At 70.4% G+C, this 12,815-nt stretch carries 15 protein-coding genes and 2 tRNA genes; 12 read left to right on the top strand and 5 right to left on the bottom strand.

Translation table 11 applies throughout. From position 1 onward, the window contains the following. The first annotated feature begins 4 nt into the window (after nucleotides 1-4). The 3 genes from ACT53U_RS13525 to ACT53U_RS13515 all read left to right on the top strand — a co-directional run bounded on the left by ACT53U_RS13525 (nucleotide 5) and on the right by ACT53U_RS13515 (nucleotide 2,531). On the top strand, nucleotides 5-520 hold the full coding sequence (locus ACT53U_RS13525; RefSeq protein WP_476155865.1) for a CAP domain-containing protein: 516 nt from the start codon (nucleotides 5-7) through the stop codon (nucleotides 518-520). 125 nt (nucleotides 521-645) lie between these two features. After that, a tRNA-Val gene (locus ACT53U_RS13520) sits at nucleotides 646-720 on the top strand. Between the two features lie 158 nt (nucleotides 721-878). Beyond that, nucleotides 879-2,531 (top strand): AMP-binding protein, encoded by a 1,653-nt coding sequence (locus ACT53U_RS13515; RefSeq protein WP_476155863.1) that lies wholly within the window; start codon nucleotides 879-881, stop codon nucleotides 2,529-2,531. Nucleotides 2,532-2,538: 7 nt separating this feature from the next. Here the strand turns inward: ACT53U_RS13515 and ACT53U_RS13510 are convergent, their stop codons facing one another. Then, nucleotides 2,539-2,964, bottom strand: coding sequence for a L,D-transpeptidase (locus ACT53U_RS13510; protein ID WP_476155861.1), 426 nt, complete (start codon nucleotides 2,962-2,964; stop codon nucleotides 2,539-2,541). A 185-nt stretch (nucleotides 2,965-3,149) separates the two neighbouring features. Between ACT53U_RS13510 and ACT53U_RS13505 the strand changes: the two genes are divergently transcribed. Further along, nucleotides 3,150-3,533 (top strand): hypothetical protein, encoded by a 384-nt coding sequence (locus ACT53U_RS13505; RefSeq protein ID WP_476155859.1) that lies wholly within the window; start codon nucleotides 3,150-3,152, stop codon nucleotides 3,531-3,533. A gap of 207 nt (nucleotides 3,534-3,740) precedes the next feature. Here the strand turns inward: ACT53U_RS13505 and ACT53U_RS13500 are convergent, their stop codons facing one another. Both ACT53U_RS13500 and gluQRS read right to left on the bottom strand, forming a co-directional pair. Next, complete coding sequence (locus ACT53U_RS13500; RefSeq protein WP_476155857.1) at nucleotides 3,741-4,160, bottom strand: response regulator; 420 nt, start codon at nucleotides 4,158-4,160, stop codon at nucleotides 3,741-3,743. A gap of 26 nt (nucleotides 4,161-4,186) precedes the next feature. Continuing rightward, nucleotides 4,187-5,086 (bottom strand): tRNA glutamyl-Q(34) synthetase GluQRS, encoded by a 900-nt coding sequence (gene gluQRS, locus ACT53U_RS13495; protein WP_476155855.1) that lies wholly within the window; start codon nucleotides 5,084-5,086, stop codon nucleotides 4,187-4,189. A gap of 88 nt (nucleotides 5,087-5,174) precedes the next feature. Here gluQRS and ACT53U_RS13490 point away from each other — a divergent pair, with 88 nt between their 5' ends. From ACT53U_RS13490 to ACT53U_RS13460, 7 genes are all read left to right on the top strand, one after another. Then, complete coding sequence (locus ACT53U_RS13490; RefSeq protein WP_476155853.1) at nucleotides 5,175-5,819, top strand: DNA-3-methyladenine glycosylase family protein; 645 nt, start codon at nucleotides 5,175-5,177, stop codon at nucleotides 5,817-5,819. Between the two features lie 196 nt (nucleotides 5,820-6,015). Continuing rightward, nucleotides 6,016-6,573, top strand: a complete 558-nt coding sequence (locus ACT53U_RS13485) for an HNH endonuclease (RefSeq protein ID WP_476133372.1) — start codon at nucleotides 6,016-6,018, stop codon at nucleotides 6,571-6,573. A 143-nt stretch (nucleotides 6,574-6,716) separates the two neighbouring features. Then, entirely contained in the window at nucleotides 6,717-7,097 is a 381-nt protein-coding gene (locus ACT53U_RS13480) for a DUF2946 family protein (protein WP_476155851.1), read from the top strand. Nucleotides 7,098-7,184: 87 nt separating this feature from the next. Continuing rightward, nucleotides 7,185-9,434 (top strand): TonB-dependent receptor, encoded by a 2,250-nt coding sequence (locus tag ACT53U_RS13475; protein ID WP_476155850.1) that lies wholly within the window; start codon nucleotides 7,185-7,187, stop codon nucleotides 9,432-9,434. Nucleotides 9,435-9,523: 89 nt separating this feature from the next. After that, the gene (locus ACT53U_RS13470) at nucleotides 9,524-10,135 is read left to right on the top strand and encodes a MotA/TolQ/ExbB proton channel family protein (RefSeq protein ID WP_476155848.1); all 612 of its coding nucleotides are present in this window, start codon (nucleotides 9,524-9,526) and stop codon (nucleotides 10,133-10,135) included. Next, on the top strand, nucleotides 10,132-10,632 hold the full coding sequence (locus ACT53U_RS13465) for an ExbD/TolR family protein (protein ID WP_476155846.1): 501 nt from the start codon (nucleotides 10,132-10,134) through the stop codon (nucleotides 10,630-10,632). The genes ACT53U_RS13470 and ACT53U_RS13465 overlap by 4 nt, the downstream gene beginning before the upstream one ends. Then, entirely contained in the window at nucleotides 10,629-11,366 is a 738-nt protein-coding gene (locus tag ACT53U_RS13460) for an energy transducer TonB (protein WP_476155844.1), read from the top strand. Before ACT53U_RS13465 ends, ACT53U_RS13460 begins: the two co-directional genes overlap by 4 nt. Before the next feature lie 10 nt (nucleotides 11,367-11,376). Here ACT53U_RS13460 and ACT53U_RS13455 read toward each other — a convergent pair whose 3' ends face one another. Both ACT53U_RS13455 and ACT53U_RS13450 read right to left on the bottom strand, forming a co-directional pair. Further along, the gene (locus ACT53U_RS13455; RefSeq protein WP_476155842.1) at nucleotides 11,377-11,907 is read right to left on the bottom strand and encodes a disulfide bond formation protein B; all 531 of its coding nucleotides are present in this window, start codon (nucleotides 11,905-11,907) and stop codon (nucleotides 11,377-11,379) included. Between the two features lie 20 nt (nucleotides 11,908-11,927). Further along, nucleotides 11,928-12,512, bottom strand: a complete 585-nt coding sequence (locus ACT53U_RS13450; RefSeq protein ID WP_476155840.1) for a YqaA family protein — start codon at nucleotides 12,510-12,512, stop codon at nucleotides 11,928-11,930. A 158-nt stretch (nucleotides 12,513-12,670) separates the two neighbouring features. Between ACT53U_RS13450 and ACT53U_RS13445 the strand changes: the two genes are divergently transcribed. Then, nucleotides 12,671-12,756 (top strand) — tRNA-Leu (locus ACT53U_RS13445). The last annotated feature ends 59 nt before the right edge of the window (nucleotides 12,757-12,815 follow it).

The raw sequence follows: 12,815 nt of genomic DNA, 5'->3' as shown, positions 1-12,815 counted from the left end.
CTCCATGAACGTCCAATCGCGCCTTCTCGTCGTCCTGCCGCTCGTCGCCGCCGCACTCGCGGCCTGTTCGCGCGAAGCCGCGCCCGTCCGCAGCGAGCCGCCGTTCTATCGTCGGCTCGACATGGGCGGCGGCCCGGTCGATCCGGCCTCGTCGCTGTCGATGATCAACCAGTATCGCGGCAACAACGGTCTCGGGGTGCTGCAGTGGGATCCCACCCTCGCCCGCATCGCTCAGGCGCAGGCCGACCGCATGGCGTCCGCCGATCGGGTGCATTCGACCGAAGAGGCCGGTCTCGATCGCGAGCTGCAGGCGGCGGGCATTCCCTATGCCAGCTTCCTCGCCAACTTCTCGGCCGGCTACCGCACCTTCGCCGAGGCCTTCTCGGGCTGGCGGGAATCGAAGCAGCACAACGCGACGATGCTCGCCGGTCGGGCGACGCGGGTCGGCCTCGCCACCGCCTACGCGCCGAACTCGAAGTACAAGATCTTCTGGACGCTGGTCGTCGTCGAGCCGCGCTGACGGCGGGCCGGCGCGACCCCGAGCAAGGGGGCGCCCGGCGGGTCGGGCGGCGGGGCGGGAAAAGCCGTCCGCCGCGCTTGACTTGCGAGGGCCGCCCCCCTTATATCGCGGCGTCTCGCAAGAGTGGGCGCGTAGCTCAGCGGGAGAGCACTTCGTTCACACCGAAGGGGTCACAGGTTCGATCCCTGTCGCGCCCACCATCCACTCTTCATTCCTGCATCGATCGGCAACGGCGCCTCGCGCCGCGTCGGCCTTCGGGTCGGCCCGTCGCCGCGTCTCCATCCTCCGTCCGGCTTGTGAGCCGTCGGCGATCCGATAGGATCGCGCCTCCCGACCCGCCTCGAGGAGACAGACGGCGATGCTGCCCACCGCGTCGACCCATGCCGACATCATGCGCGCGTTCCGCTGGATCGTGCCCGCCGCCTACAACATCGGCGTCGACGTCTGCCACAAGTGGGCGGCGGTCGAGCCCGAGCGCACGGCGATCGTCTCGGTCTCGCCCGACGGCTCGGTCGACGAATGGCGCTACGGCCGGCTGGCGAAGGCCGCCAATCGGCTCTCCAACGTGCTCGTCGCCCACGGGGTGGCGCGCGGTGACCGGGTGGCGATCCTCCTGCCGCAGTCGCCGGAGACGGCGATCGCCCATGTGGCGATCTATTCCATGGCGGCGATCGCGCTGCCGCTCGCCGACGTCTTCGGGGCGGAGGCGCTGCTGCATCGGCTGACCGATTCGGGGGCGCGGGCGGTCGTCACCAGCCGCACCGGCGCGCGCAAGATCGCCGAGATCCGCGATCGTCTGCCGGCGCTCGCCCATGTCTTCTGCGTCGACGGGGTCGAGGACGGCGGGCTCGATCTCGCGGCACTGCTGGAGCGGGCGTCGGATGCCTTCGAGCCCGTGGCGACGCGCGCCGACGAGCCGGGGCTGATGATCTACACCTCGGGCACGACGGGGGCGCCGAAGGGGGCGCTGCACGGCCATCGGGTGCTGCTCGGCCACATCCCGAGCGTCCAATATACCCACGAGTTCCTGCCGCAGGCGGGCGATCGACTGTGGACCCCGGCCGACTGGGCCTGGGCGGGCGGGCTCCTCAACGTGCTCCTGCCGGCGCTCGCCCTCGGCGTGCCGGTGGTCGCGGCGCGGCGCGAGACCTTCGATCCGCAGGCGACCTGGGCGTTGATCGAGACGCAGGCGATTCGCAACGCCTTCATCCCGCCGACGGCGCTGAAGCTCTTGCGCAATGCCGGCGGCCCGCCGGGCGGCAAGCGGCCGGGCCTGCGCACCGTCGGCTCGGGCGGCGAGGCGCTGGGGCGTGAGACCTTCGAATGGGCACGCGCCGAGCTCGGTCTCGTCATCAACGAGTTCTACGGCCAGACCGAATGCAATCTGGTGCTCGGCTCCTGCGCCGCGATCGGTGTGGTGCGCGCCGGGGCGATCGGTCGGGCGATGCCGGGCCACGTCGTCGGCGTCATCGACGGCGAGGGCCGCGAGGTCGGAATCGGCGAGACCGGTCAGATCGCGGTGATGCGGCCCGATCCGGTGATGTTCCTCGGCTACTGGCAGAAGCCGGAGGCGACGCGCGAGAAGTTCGTCGGCGACTGGATGACCACCGGCGACCAGGGCATGGTCGACGAGGACGGCTACGTCTATTTCGTCGGGCGCAACGACGACCTGATCACGTCTGCCGGCTATCGCATCGGCCCGTCGGAGATCGAGGACTGCATCGTCGGTCATCCCGCGGTGGCGCTGGTCGCCGTCGTCGGCAAGCCCGATCCGGTGCGCACCGAGATCGTCAAGGCCTACGTCACGCTGGTCCAGGGATGGGAGCCGAGCGAGGCGCTGGCGAAGGACATCCGCGACCACGTGCGAAACCGGCTCTCGGCGCACGAGTATCCGCGCGAGATCGCCTTCGTCGACGAGGTGCCGCTGACGACCACCGGCAAGGTGATCCGCCGCTTCTTCCGTGAACAGGCCCGCGACGAGGCGGCCGAGGCGGCGCGCGAGAAACCGTGAGCGGCCGTCAGTAGGTCACGACGATGCGGCTGTTGCCCATGCCGTGCTGCTTGACCAGATCGAACAGCTGGGCGGCAGCCTGCGGATGCATGCGGACGCAGCCGTGCGACGCCGGCTTGCCGAGGCGGGCGACCTCGTAGGTGCCGTGAACCGCGATGCCGCCGTTGAAGAAGATCGAGTTCGGCATCGGCGAGTTGTGGTACTTGTGCGAGTAGTACTTCTTGTGCATCCGCTGCGGCTGGTACTCGCCGACCGGGGTGCGATAGCCCTTGCGGCCGGTCGAGACGGCATATTCGCCGGCCTTGACGCCGTCGACCATGACGATCATCCGCTGCGACGAGATGTTGATGCGGGCTTCGACCGCGGCTTCCGCGTGGCGGGAATGGCCGAACAGGGCGACGAGAGCGAGGAGGGTCAGAGCGAGAAGACGCATCGCAGAGATCCTTTTGTCACGCCAGGACCCGATACTCGTGGGGCGCATGGCAGGGCACACGAAAACGATGGAGCACACTACCGTAATCCGCGGTGACGTTGCATCCCTCCACTCGTATTAAGATTAAGCGCCAACCCAAACGACCTCGCGCGCGTCCGCCGCGTTCGTCAGGAGTCTTCGCCGCCGTGAAACGTCTCGCACTGCTTTCCCTCTTCGCCGTTCTCGCCACCCTGCCGGCTCGTGGCGAAGACATGCCGCATCAGCTGACCGGCGAGCTCATCCAGACCGAACACGAGAACTGCAAGACGTCGACCGGATACGGCATGAAGTTCACCCGCTTCGTCGATTTCGACGGCGACGGGCGCAACGACGTGGTGCTCGACTACGCCGACGCCTCCTGCGGCGGCAATCCGGAGCCCTATTGCAACGACGCCGGCTGTCTCCTGAAGGCCTATCGCTCGGAGAAGGGTTCGTGGCGCAAGGTCTTCGAGGGCCGCGTCAAGTCGTGGTCGGTCGGCGAGGCCGGCGGGCGCAAGGCGCTGCTGGTCGACGGCAAGCCGGCCTATTGAGCGATCAAGCCGACCTGATGCAGTTCTGACCCTTTGGTCTGTCGCAGAGGCTCTTCACACTGAGGTGCGAGCGCAAGCGAGCCTCGAAGTGCGAAGGGCCGAGTGGCACGGCCCGTCGGCGACTTCGCCCTTCGAGGCCCGGCTCTGCCGGGCACCTCAGGGTGAAGCCGAACAGGAGCAAAGGGTTGGAACTCCCTACGCCGAGTATTACCCCGTGCGTTCGAGCGGCGGGCGGCCGGCGAGGAGCCGGCCGTGCAGCTCGCGCACCGAATAGGGCTTCTCCAGCCAGTCGTCGATCGCCGGCGGCAGCTCCGCCGGGCGGGCGCGGCCGGTGACGGCGACGATGCGGGCGCGCCGCGTGCCGCGCGTGCGGGAAAGGTCGTGGGCGAGCCGATCGCCGGCGATGTCGGGAAGGCCGAGATCGATCAGCACGACGTCGAAGGTCTCGGCCTTGGCCGCGGCGATCGCCTCGCGGCCGTCGGCGACGATGGTCGCGGCGACGCCGAGCGGCTGCATCATCGCCGCCAGAAGCGTGCGGCCGATGGCGTGATCCTCGACCGCGAGCACGCGCAGACCGGCGAGCGGCAGGCCGGCAAGGGTGGGATCGGTGGAGCGGGTCTCGGTCATCTGGCTCTCCGGACGATCGGATGAGCCTACGCCCCGCCGCTCAACACCCGGTTAAGCCGATCGATCTCGGCGGCGGTCTTCTCCCAGCCGATCCGGCGGCGGATGTCGTCGGGCGTGGCGCCGCCGGCACGCAGATCGGCGAGTGCGGTGTCGGCGGCCGACTTCGACAGTTTGCGGCCCTCGGCATCGAGCACCAGATCGTGATGGCACCAGATCGGCGCCGGCAGGCCGAGCAGCGTCTGCAGGGCGCGGTGGACGCTGGTCGACCAGAAGAGATCGCGGCCGCGCACCACGTGGGTGACGCCCTGGGCCGCGTCGTCGACCACCACCGACAGGTGATAGCTGGTCGGGATCTCCTTGCGCGCCAGCACCGGATCGCCCCAGGCGGCGAGATCGACCGGGATGCGGCCGGTCTCCCCGTTCGGACCCTCGCCGACCTCGCGCCAGTCGAGCGGCCCGATCCGGGCGGCGGCGCGGGCGCCGTCGAGGCGCAGCGCCACCGGTTCGCCCGGGCGCGGATCGGCATCGCCGGGGGGCGGGAAGGGGGCGCCGTCGGGATCGCGCGGCCAGACCTCGCCGCGGGCTACGGCGGCGGCGACCGCGGCGCGGATCTCGGCCCGCGTCGCATGGCTCGGGCGCAGCAGACCCTGCGTCTCGAGCCGGTTCAGCGCCGATCGATAGCCGGCGAAGTTCTCGGATTGCCGTAGCGGCTCGCCGTCCCAGTCGATGCCCAACCAGGCGAGATCCTCGAGGATGCCGGCCTCGAACTCCGGACGGCAGCGCGTCGTGTCGATGTCTTCGAGCCGCAGCAGGAAGACGCCGCCGAGCGTGCGGGCGAGCGCATGATCGAGGAGGGCGGAACGGGCGTGGCCGAGGTGCAGCCGGCCGTTCGGCGAGGGGGCGAAGCGGAAGACGGGTCTGGACATGAGCGGGGGTGCGAGACGACAGTTCGCGATCCTAACCCGCCACGCGGCCGCTGTCGCCTCGGAGGGGCGGGCGACGAGGGAGCGGGCGATGCGGCGGATCGAGGGTGACGACGACGTGGCGGCGGGGCTCGTGGCCCTCGCGACGATCGATCCGCGGCTCGTGCCGGTGATCGCGGCGAGCGGCCCGGTGCCGCTCCGGCGGCGGCCGCCCGGCTTCGGCGGTCTCGCCCGGGTGATCACGGCGCAGCAGGTCTCGGCCCAGGCCGCCGCCTCGATCTGGTCACGGGTCGAAGGCGTGATCGGCGCCGAGCCGCTGCCCGAGCACGTCGCACGGGTCGACGACGAGACGCTGCGGGCGGCGGGGCTCTCGGCCGCCAAGGTCCGGACGCTCCGGGCGGTGGTCGAGGCCTGCGAAGCGGGGCTCGATCTCGAGGGTTGCGCGAACCTCGCCGAAGAGGACGCCGTGGCGCGGCTGGTGGCGATCAAGGGTATTGGCCGTTGGACGGCGGAGGTGTGGCTGCTCTTCTCCGCCGGCCATCCCGACATCTGGCCGGGCGGCGATCTGGCGCTGCAGGCGGCGATCGGCGACGCCTTCGATCTCGGCGAGCGGCCGAGCGAGAAGGCGACGCGGGCGATCGCGTCGGCCTGGGCGCCGTGGCGCGGCGTCGCGGCGCGGCTGTTCTGGGCCTATTACGCGGCGCGGCGGCAGGGGCGCGAGGGCATGGCGCGCTGAAGGCCCGCGGCGGGACGGCGTGTCGTCGTCGCCACGCGGTGCGCATCGGCAACAGGGCCGCGTCATCACGCGCCCGCGTCTTCACACGAGCGACATGCGTCCCGTACACTGTCCGCGTCGTTCGTGGTGCCGGCTTCTCGGCCGATTCGATCGTCGGCGAGGTCAGCACCGCTCCCAGCGGAGAGCGAGGTGCGCCTTGACGATCCACGTGACGCCCCGATCCCATCCCGTTCTCGTGCTGAACGCCGACCACCGTCCGCTCAGCTATTACCCGCTGTCGCTCTGGTCCTGGCAGGAGGCGATCAAGGCGGTGTTCATGGACCGCGTCGACATTCTCGCCTGCTACGACGTCGCCGTCCGCAGTCCCAGCCTGAGCATGGCGCTGCCCTCTGTGGTGTCGCTCAAGTCCTATGTCCGCTCCGAACGGACGCCGGCCTTCACCCGGTTCAACGTCTTCCTGCGCGATCGCTTCACCTGCCAATATTGCGGTTCGGGCCAGGACCTGACCTTCGACCACGTGGTGCCGCGGGCGCGCGGCGGGCAGACGACCTGGGAGAACATCCTGACCGCCTGCGCCCCCTGCAACCTGCGCAAGGGCGACCGCTCGATGCGCGAGGCGGGGCTCCACGCCCATCAGATGCCGTGGCGGCCGACGGTCCACGACCTGCACGAGGCCGGCCGGCATTTTCCGCCGAACCATCTGCACGAGAGCTGGATGGACTATCTCTACTGGGATACCGAACTCGATCCGTGAGCGGCGGACGGGAATGGTCGCGGCGATCGGTCGCCCCGCCCTTTCCGCGCGAGCGCGGCGCTGTTCGCCCAATTGTTGATGGAAATCAAGTTGTGCGGCGTCGATGAAATGTTAAGAGACGATCGGGGCAAGGGGTATCCGTTTTGTCGCGTTCCGTCCGCTTCGCGTCGCGTCTGCTCGTCACACTGGCGTTGATCGTTCAGATCCTCGCGCCGGTGGGTGCGAGCGCGGCCATGATGCGGATGACCTTCGATCCCGCGGCGGAAGCCTCGATCTGTCTCCACGACGAAGACGGCACCGATCTCTCCGGCAACACCGATCACGGGCTCGCCCGTCACGGCGAGGCCTGCGGCCTCTGCCAGCTGGTGGCGGCGGGCGGCCATGCGCCGCCGGTCTTCGTGCAGATCCCCGTCGACCTGCCGCCCGCGACCGCGATCGTCGCCTGGCGCATCGTCGTCGAGGCCGTCGTCGCCGAACGGCACCTCGACCAGATCCGCGGCCGCGCACCGCCCGCTCTTTCCTGACCTGCTCGTAGCCGCCGGCGCGTTTTCGCGCGTCCGGCCGTCTTGGCGCGCGACGCCACGCGTCCGCCCGGCATCAGGAAAATCGTCATGTCCCGTATCGGTCTCATGGGGAGCACCGCGCTCCTCGCCGCCGTCGTTCTCACCCTTCCCGCCCAGGCCGCGCCGCAGAAGAAGCAGGCCGCGGAGCCCCTTCCCGAAGTCGTCGTCACCGCCGAGCGCGCCAAGCCGGCGGCGGCGCCCGCCGGGCTCTCGACCCCGATCGGCGCCTTCACGCTGACCGGCGAGCCGCTCGCCGCGGCCGCCGTCTCCGACGACACCGCGGCCATGTTGACGGCGATCCCCGGCGTCCAGGTGGCGGCCGGCGGCGGCGTCTCCTCGCTGCCGGTGATGCGCGGCCTCGGCGACGACCGCATCAACGTGCTGACCATGGGCATGGCCATCACCTCGGCCTGCGGCAACCACATGAATCCGCCGCTGTCCTATGTCGACCCGTCGCGCATCGGCAAGGTCGAGGTGCTGGCGGGCGTGACGCCGGTCTCCAAGGGCGGCGACAACATCGCCGGCTCGATCATCGTCGAGCCGCGGGCGCTGCGCTTCGCCGGCTCGGTCGGCATCGACGGTCTGCCGGGCCTCCAGCTCGGTAACGGCGTCGTCGCCCACGGTTCGGTGTCGACCTTCTATCGCTCGAACGGCAACGTGATCGGCGGGGCGCTCAACGCCTCGGTCGCCAATGCCGACTGGAGCCTCGAATACGACGGCGCCGGCTCGCGCGGGCAGAACTACAAGGCGGGCGACGGCAAGATCGTGCGCGATTCGCTCTATGCGACGCAGAACCACGCGGTGACGCTCGCCCGGCGGCTCGACAGCGGCCTGCTGACCTTCGCCGCCGGCCTGCAGGACATCCCCTACCAGGGCTTCCCGAACGTCCGCATGGACATGCTCTACAACCGCAGCGAGTTCATCAACGTCCGCTTCGAGAACACCTACGACTGGGGCAGGCTCGACGCCCGCGCCTCGTGGCAGGAGACGCGCCACTACATGAACTTCCTCGCCGACAAGATGTCGAACGGCATCGACGCCGCGTCGAGCAAGGGCATGCCGATGTACACCAACGGCACCGACAGCGGCTGGTCGGTCAAGGCCGAGATCCCGATCGGCAAGGCCGACACGCTCCGGATCGGCAACGAGTTCCAGCACACCACGCTCGACGACTGGTGGCCGCCGGTGGCCGGCATGACGACGACGATGTGCTGCTCGACCTTCGTCAACATCAACGGCGCACGGCGCGACCGGCTCGGTACCTGGGCCGAACTCGAACACGTGTTCTCCAAGGAATGGTCGGGCCTCCTCGGCATCCGCAACGACACCGTCTGGATGGATACCGGCAACGTCGGCGGCTACAGCGCCGTCGACGTCGGACCGAACATGATGGGCATGGCGACGCGGGTGAACTATCTGAGCGACAGCTCCGCCTTCAATGCCCGTTCGCACGGCAAGACCGACGTCAACTTCGATCTGACGGCGCTCGCCCGCTGGAAGCCGCTGGAGACGGCCGAGTTCGAGTTCGGCTATGCCCGCAAGACCCGCTCGCCGAACTTCTACGAGCGCTATTCGTGGTCGACCGGTGCGATGGCGAGCCGGATGATCTCGTGGTTCGGCGATGCCAACGGCTATGTCGGCAACATCGATCTGAAGCCCGAGGTCGCCCACACGCTGTCGACGACGCTGGTGCTGCACGATCCGGCGAAGAAGGCGTGGGAGGTCAAGGTCACGCCGTGGTTCTCCCATGTCGAGAACTACATCGACGCCGACCGCAAGACCGGCACCGGCATCAGCTACGGCACCTTCCCGCTGCTGCAGTTCGCCAATCACGACGCCCAGCTCTACGGTTTCGACGCCGCGGTACGGGCGGAGGTGTGGACCTCGGCGACCTGGGGTCGCTTCGACGTGTCGGGCCGCGCCGCCTACACCCACGGGCGCAACCTCGACACCAACGACGGGCTCTACCGGGTGATGCCGCTCGAGGGCGCGATCGGTCTCGATCATCGTCTCGGCGCCTGGAGCCAGCATGCCGAGGTGCAGATGGTCTCCTCCAAGACCGACGTGTCCTCGACCCGCAACGAGCTGCGCACCGCGGGCTATGCCCTGGTCAACTGGCGGACCGGCTATCAGTGGCGGAACGTCCGTCTCGAGGTCGGCGTCGACAATCTGCTCGACCAGAAATACTCGAGCCCGCTCTCCGGCATCGACTTCGGCGAGAACAAGAAGACCGGTGCGATCGGCCCGCTGGCGGGTCCGGGGCGGTCGATCTTCGCCACCGCCAAGGTCGCGTTCTGATCACCGGGGGCGCGGGTGACCCTCGCGCCCCGTCCGGCGTCGTCGGAAGGGTCGATCGGCCGGATCGACCGGGCATTCGGAGTTCTCCGTTGGAAACCATCTCGCTCTCCCCGCTGGCGCTCTACGAGAGTGCCGGTCTCGTCGGCCGATCGGTGATGATCGTCCTCGGCCTCGCCTCGGTGTGGTGCTGGGTGCTGATCGTCGAGGCGACCGTCGCCGTCGTCCGTCTGCGGCGCGCCCTGACCCGGCCCGTCGCCGACGGTCTCTTCGCGCCGGTCTTCGCCGCCGGGGCGTCGGCCGCGGCGCGCGTGCTCCCCGGCGAGACGATCGGCGAGCGCCGTCATCGGCTCGGCGAAGCGATGGTGGCGGTCGGCCGCGCGCTCCTCGCCCGCGCCGAGGGGCGAATGCCCGATCTGGCGGTGATCGCTTCGGTGGCGCCCTTCGTCGGCTTGTTCGGGACCGTCTGGGGCATCATGGCGAGCTTCGCCGGCATCGCCGCGGCTCGCGACACCAGCCTCGCGGTGGTCGCCCCCGGCATCGCCGAGGCGCTCGCCGCCACCGCCTGGGGGCTCGCCGCGGCGATCCCCGCGTCGGTCGGCTACAGCCGGCTCGGCGCCGCCTTCTCCGCCATCGCCGCCGATCTCGGCGACCGTGTCGAAGCCCATGCCGTCGATCTCGTCGAAGGAGGAGCCACGCCGTGACCCCCGTCGCTCGCCAATCCGGCCTCGCCCGCCGTCATCGCCCGCTCGCCGACATCAACGTCACGCCGTTGGTCGACGTGATGCTGGTGCTGCTCGTCGTCTTCATGATCACCGCGCCGATGCTGGCGGCCGGCCTCAAGGTCGATCTGCCGCGCGCCGCCGCCGCCCGGCCGCTGCCGCCGGCGGAACCGATCGTCGTGTCGGTGACGCGCGACGGCGGCGTCGCCGTCGGCCAGGACATCGTCGGCCGCGACGCGCTGGTCGAGGCGGTGCGGGCGCGGACGCAGGGTGACGACACCCGCTCCATCCACGTTCGCGGCGATCGCGAGGCGGCCTACGGCGAGGTGGTCGGGGTGATCGATCTCTTGGCCGCCGGCGGCTTCTCGCGCATCGCGCTGGTGTCGCAGAGCCGGTCGACCCCGACGGCGGCAACCGATCCCCGTTCGCCGGCGGCGACGCTCGCCGCCGCGACCACGGTCGACGAGACGATCCGGTGACCCCCTTCGCGATCCGACCGGTCTGGCTGCGTCCGGCGGTGATCGCCGCCGTCGTCGGCGTGCATGCGGCGGTCTTCGCCGCGCATTTCGGCGAGGCGGTGACGCCCGGCTCAGGACCGATCGAGATCGCGGTGGTCTCCGAGCCCGAACCCTCGCCCGAGCCGACGCCGGAGGTGCTGCCGAGCGACGCCTCGCGCGCCGAGGCGCCGCCGCCCGAGCCGGAACCGCCGCCGCCGGAGGTCGTCGAGGAGACGCCGCCGATCGCCGTGCCGACCCCGGTCGCCGAGGTGGCGATCCCCGAGCCGCGGCCGGAGGCACCGCGCGAACGGCCGAAGAAGCCGGTCGAGCGCAAGAAGGAAAAGCGCAAACCGCGCGAGGTCGAGGAGCCGACGCGGGTTTCGTCGATCGACGCCTCGGCGCAGGCCGCGGCGCGGGCTTCGGAGGCCGAGGCGCGGCGGGCAGCGGCGGCGTCCTATGCCTCGCTGGTCGCGGCCGAGATCGCCCGCCACAAGCACTATCCGGCCTCGGCGCGCGAGCGCGGCATCGCCGGCGCGGTCGGTGTCGCCTTCACGGTGGGGGGTGGCGGCACGATCGTGTCGCATTCGATCGTGCGATCGTCGGGCCACGGCGATCTCGACGCGGCGGTGCACGGGATGATGGCGGCGGTGCGTCTGCCGCCGCCGCCGGGCGGTGTCTACCGCTCGTCGATCTCGGTGCGCTTCGACCTCCGGTGAGGCCGGCCGATCAGGCGCGGGCGCGCGGGCCTTCGGCGCGCAGGGCGGCGAAGAGCGTGACGGCGATCAGGCCGAGCGAGGTCAGCACGTTCCAGCCGGCGAAGGACAGGCCGAGGATGCGGATCTGCGGCTTGGTGCAGTCGACGACGTTGGCGGCGCCGAGCGAGCCGAGCAGATCGCCGGCCTTCGACGGCAGGGCGCCGAGGCGGGCGCCGGAACAGTCGGCCGGACCCGGCCACCAGCTCCATTCCGCACCGGCCTGGAAGGCGCCGACCCACAGACCCCAGGCGAAGAGCCCGGCGAGCGCCACGAGCGCCAGACGCGGCAGCAGTGCCGGCAGGCGGAAGCGGTCGAGGCCGAAGGCGAGGAGCGCCAGCGGCGCGCCGGCGTAATAGGGCACGCGCTGCTCGAGGCAGAGTCGGCAGGGCACGAAGCCGCCGATCAGCTCGAAGCCCCAGGCGGTGGCGACGATGCCGACGGCGGCGATCGCGAGGAGGAGCGCGATCGTGTCGCGGCGCAGGAACGGGGCGGGAATGGTCATCGTCGGTCTCCCCGCTCGGTTCACCCGAGCAGCTTTACGGCGAGATAGAGAACGATGATCAAGGCGGCGGCGAGGCCGGCGATCAGGCCGAGGCGGTTCTCGATGAAGTGGCGGATCGGCTCGCCCCAGCGCTTCAGCGCCCAGGCGAGCGCATAGAACCGGGCGCCGCGGGCGGCGATGGCCGAGACGACGAAGAGCCAGAGGTCGACCTTCATCACGCCGGAGAGGATCGTCACCACCTTGATCGGCGGCAGGTGGGCGAGGCCCGAGGTGATCAGCAACAGGAGGACCGAGTCGCCCCAGTCGCGCTTCAGCCGCTCGAAGGCTTCGACCTTGTGGTAGAACTCGAGGATCGGCATGGCGAGCGCGTCGAAGGCGTAGTGACCGAGCATCCAGCCTGCGATGCCGCCGGCGACCGAGGCCGCGGTGGCGATGAAGGCGTAGCGATAGACGCGATCCGGCCGGGCGAGGCCCATCGGCAGGAACAGCACGTCGGCCGGCACCAGGAAGACCGAACTCTCGATGAAGGCGATGACCGCCAGCCAGACCTCCGCCGTCTTGCGGGCGGCGAGCGACAGGGTCCAGTCGTAGAGGCGTTTCAGCATCGGGGGGTCTCGTCGGCGGCTGCGATCGGCCGGGTTTAGCGGAGGCGGGCGAGGGCGTCCACCTCCGCGGCGTCGCTCGAGGCGACGTGATCGGCGGTGATGACGTCGTCGGCGCCGTTGACGCCCGACCCTTCCCGACTAATATGCGCCGCCGTGCGGCCCCAGTGGCGAAATGGTAGACGCGGCAGACTCAAAATCTGTTGCCGGCGACGGCGTGTTGGTTCGAGTCCGACCTGGGGCACCACTCTCGAACATCGAAGGCGGATGCGCTCCGTCCTTCGGGCGGCGACGCCCGGGGCGGCT

This window comes from Pinisolibacter sp. DMC19 (assembly GCF_056313985.1).
The sequence above is the reverse complement of the archived record's forward strand: the minus strand, read 5'-3'. Positions and strand labels throughout refer to the sequence as shown.

Coding starts and splice junctions, on each gene's coding strand:
- ACT53U_RS13515 (WP_476155863.1), top strand. CDS start 879: ATGCTGCCCACCGCGTCGACCCATGCCGACATCATGCGCGCGTTCCGC.
- gluQRS (WP_476155855.1), bottom strand. CDS start 5,086: ATGTCCAGACCCGTCTTCCGCTTCGCCCCCTCGCCGAACGGCCGGCTG.
- ACT53U_RS13490 (WP_476155853.1), top strand. CDS start 5,175: ATGCGGCGGATCGAGGGTGACGACGACGTGGCGGCGGGGCTCGTGGCC.
- ACT53U_RS13510 (WP_476155861.1), bottom strand. CDS start 2,964: ATGCGTCTTCTCGCTCTGACCCTCCTCGCTCTCGTCGCCCTGTTCGGC.
- ACT53U_RS13455 (WP_476155842.1), bottom strand. CDS start 11,907: ATGACCATTCCCGCCCCGTTCCTGCGCCGCGACACGATCGCGCTCCTC.
- ACT53U_RS13475 (WP_476155850.1), top strand. CDS start 7,185: ATGTCCCGTATCGGTCTCATGGGGAGCACCGCGCTCCTCGCCGCCGTC.
- ACT53U_RS13525 (WP_476155865.1), top strand. CDS start 5: ATGAACGTCCAATCGCGCCTTCTCGTCGTCCTGCCGCTCGTCGCCGCC.
- ACT53U_RS13450 (WP_476155840.1), bottom strand. CDS start 12,512: ATGCTGAAACGCCTCTACGACTGGACCCTGTCGCTCGCCGCCCGCAAG.
- ACT53U_RS13500 (WP_476155857.1), bottom strand. CDS start 4,160: ATGACCGAGACCCGCTCCACCGATCCCACCCTTGCCGGCCTGCCGCTC.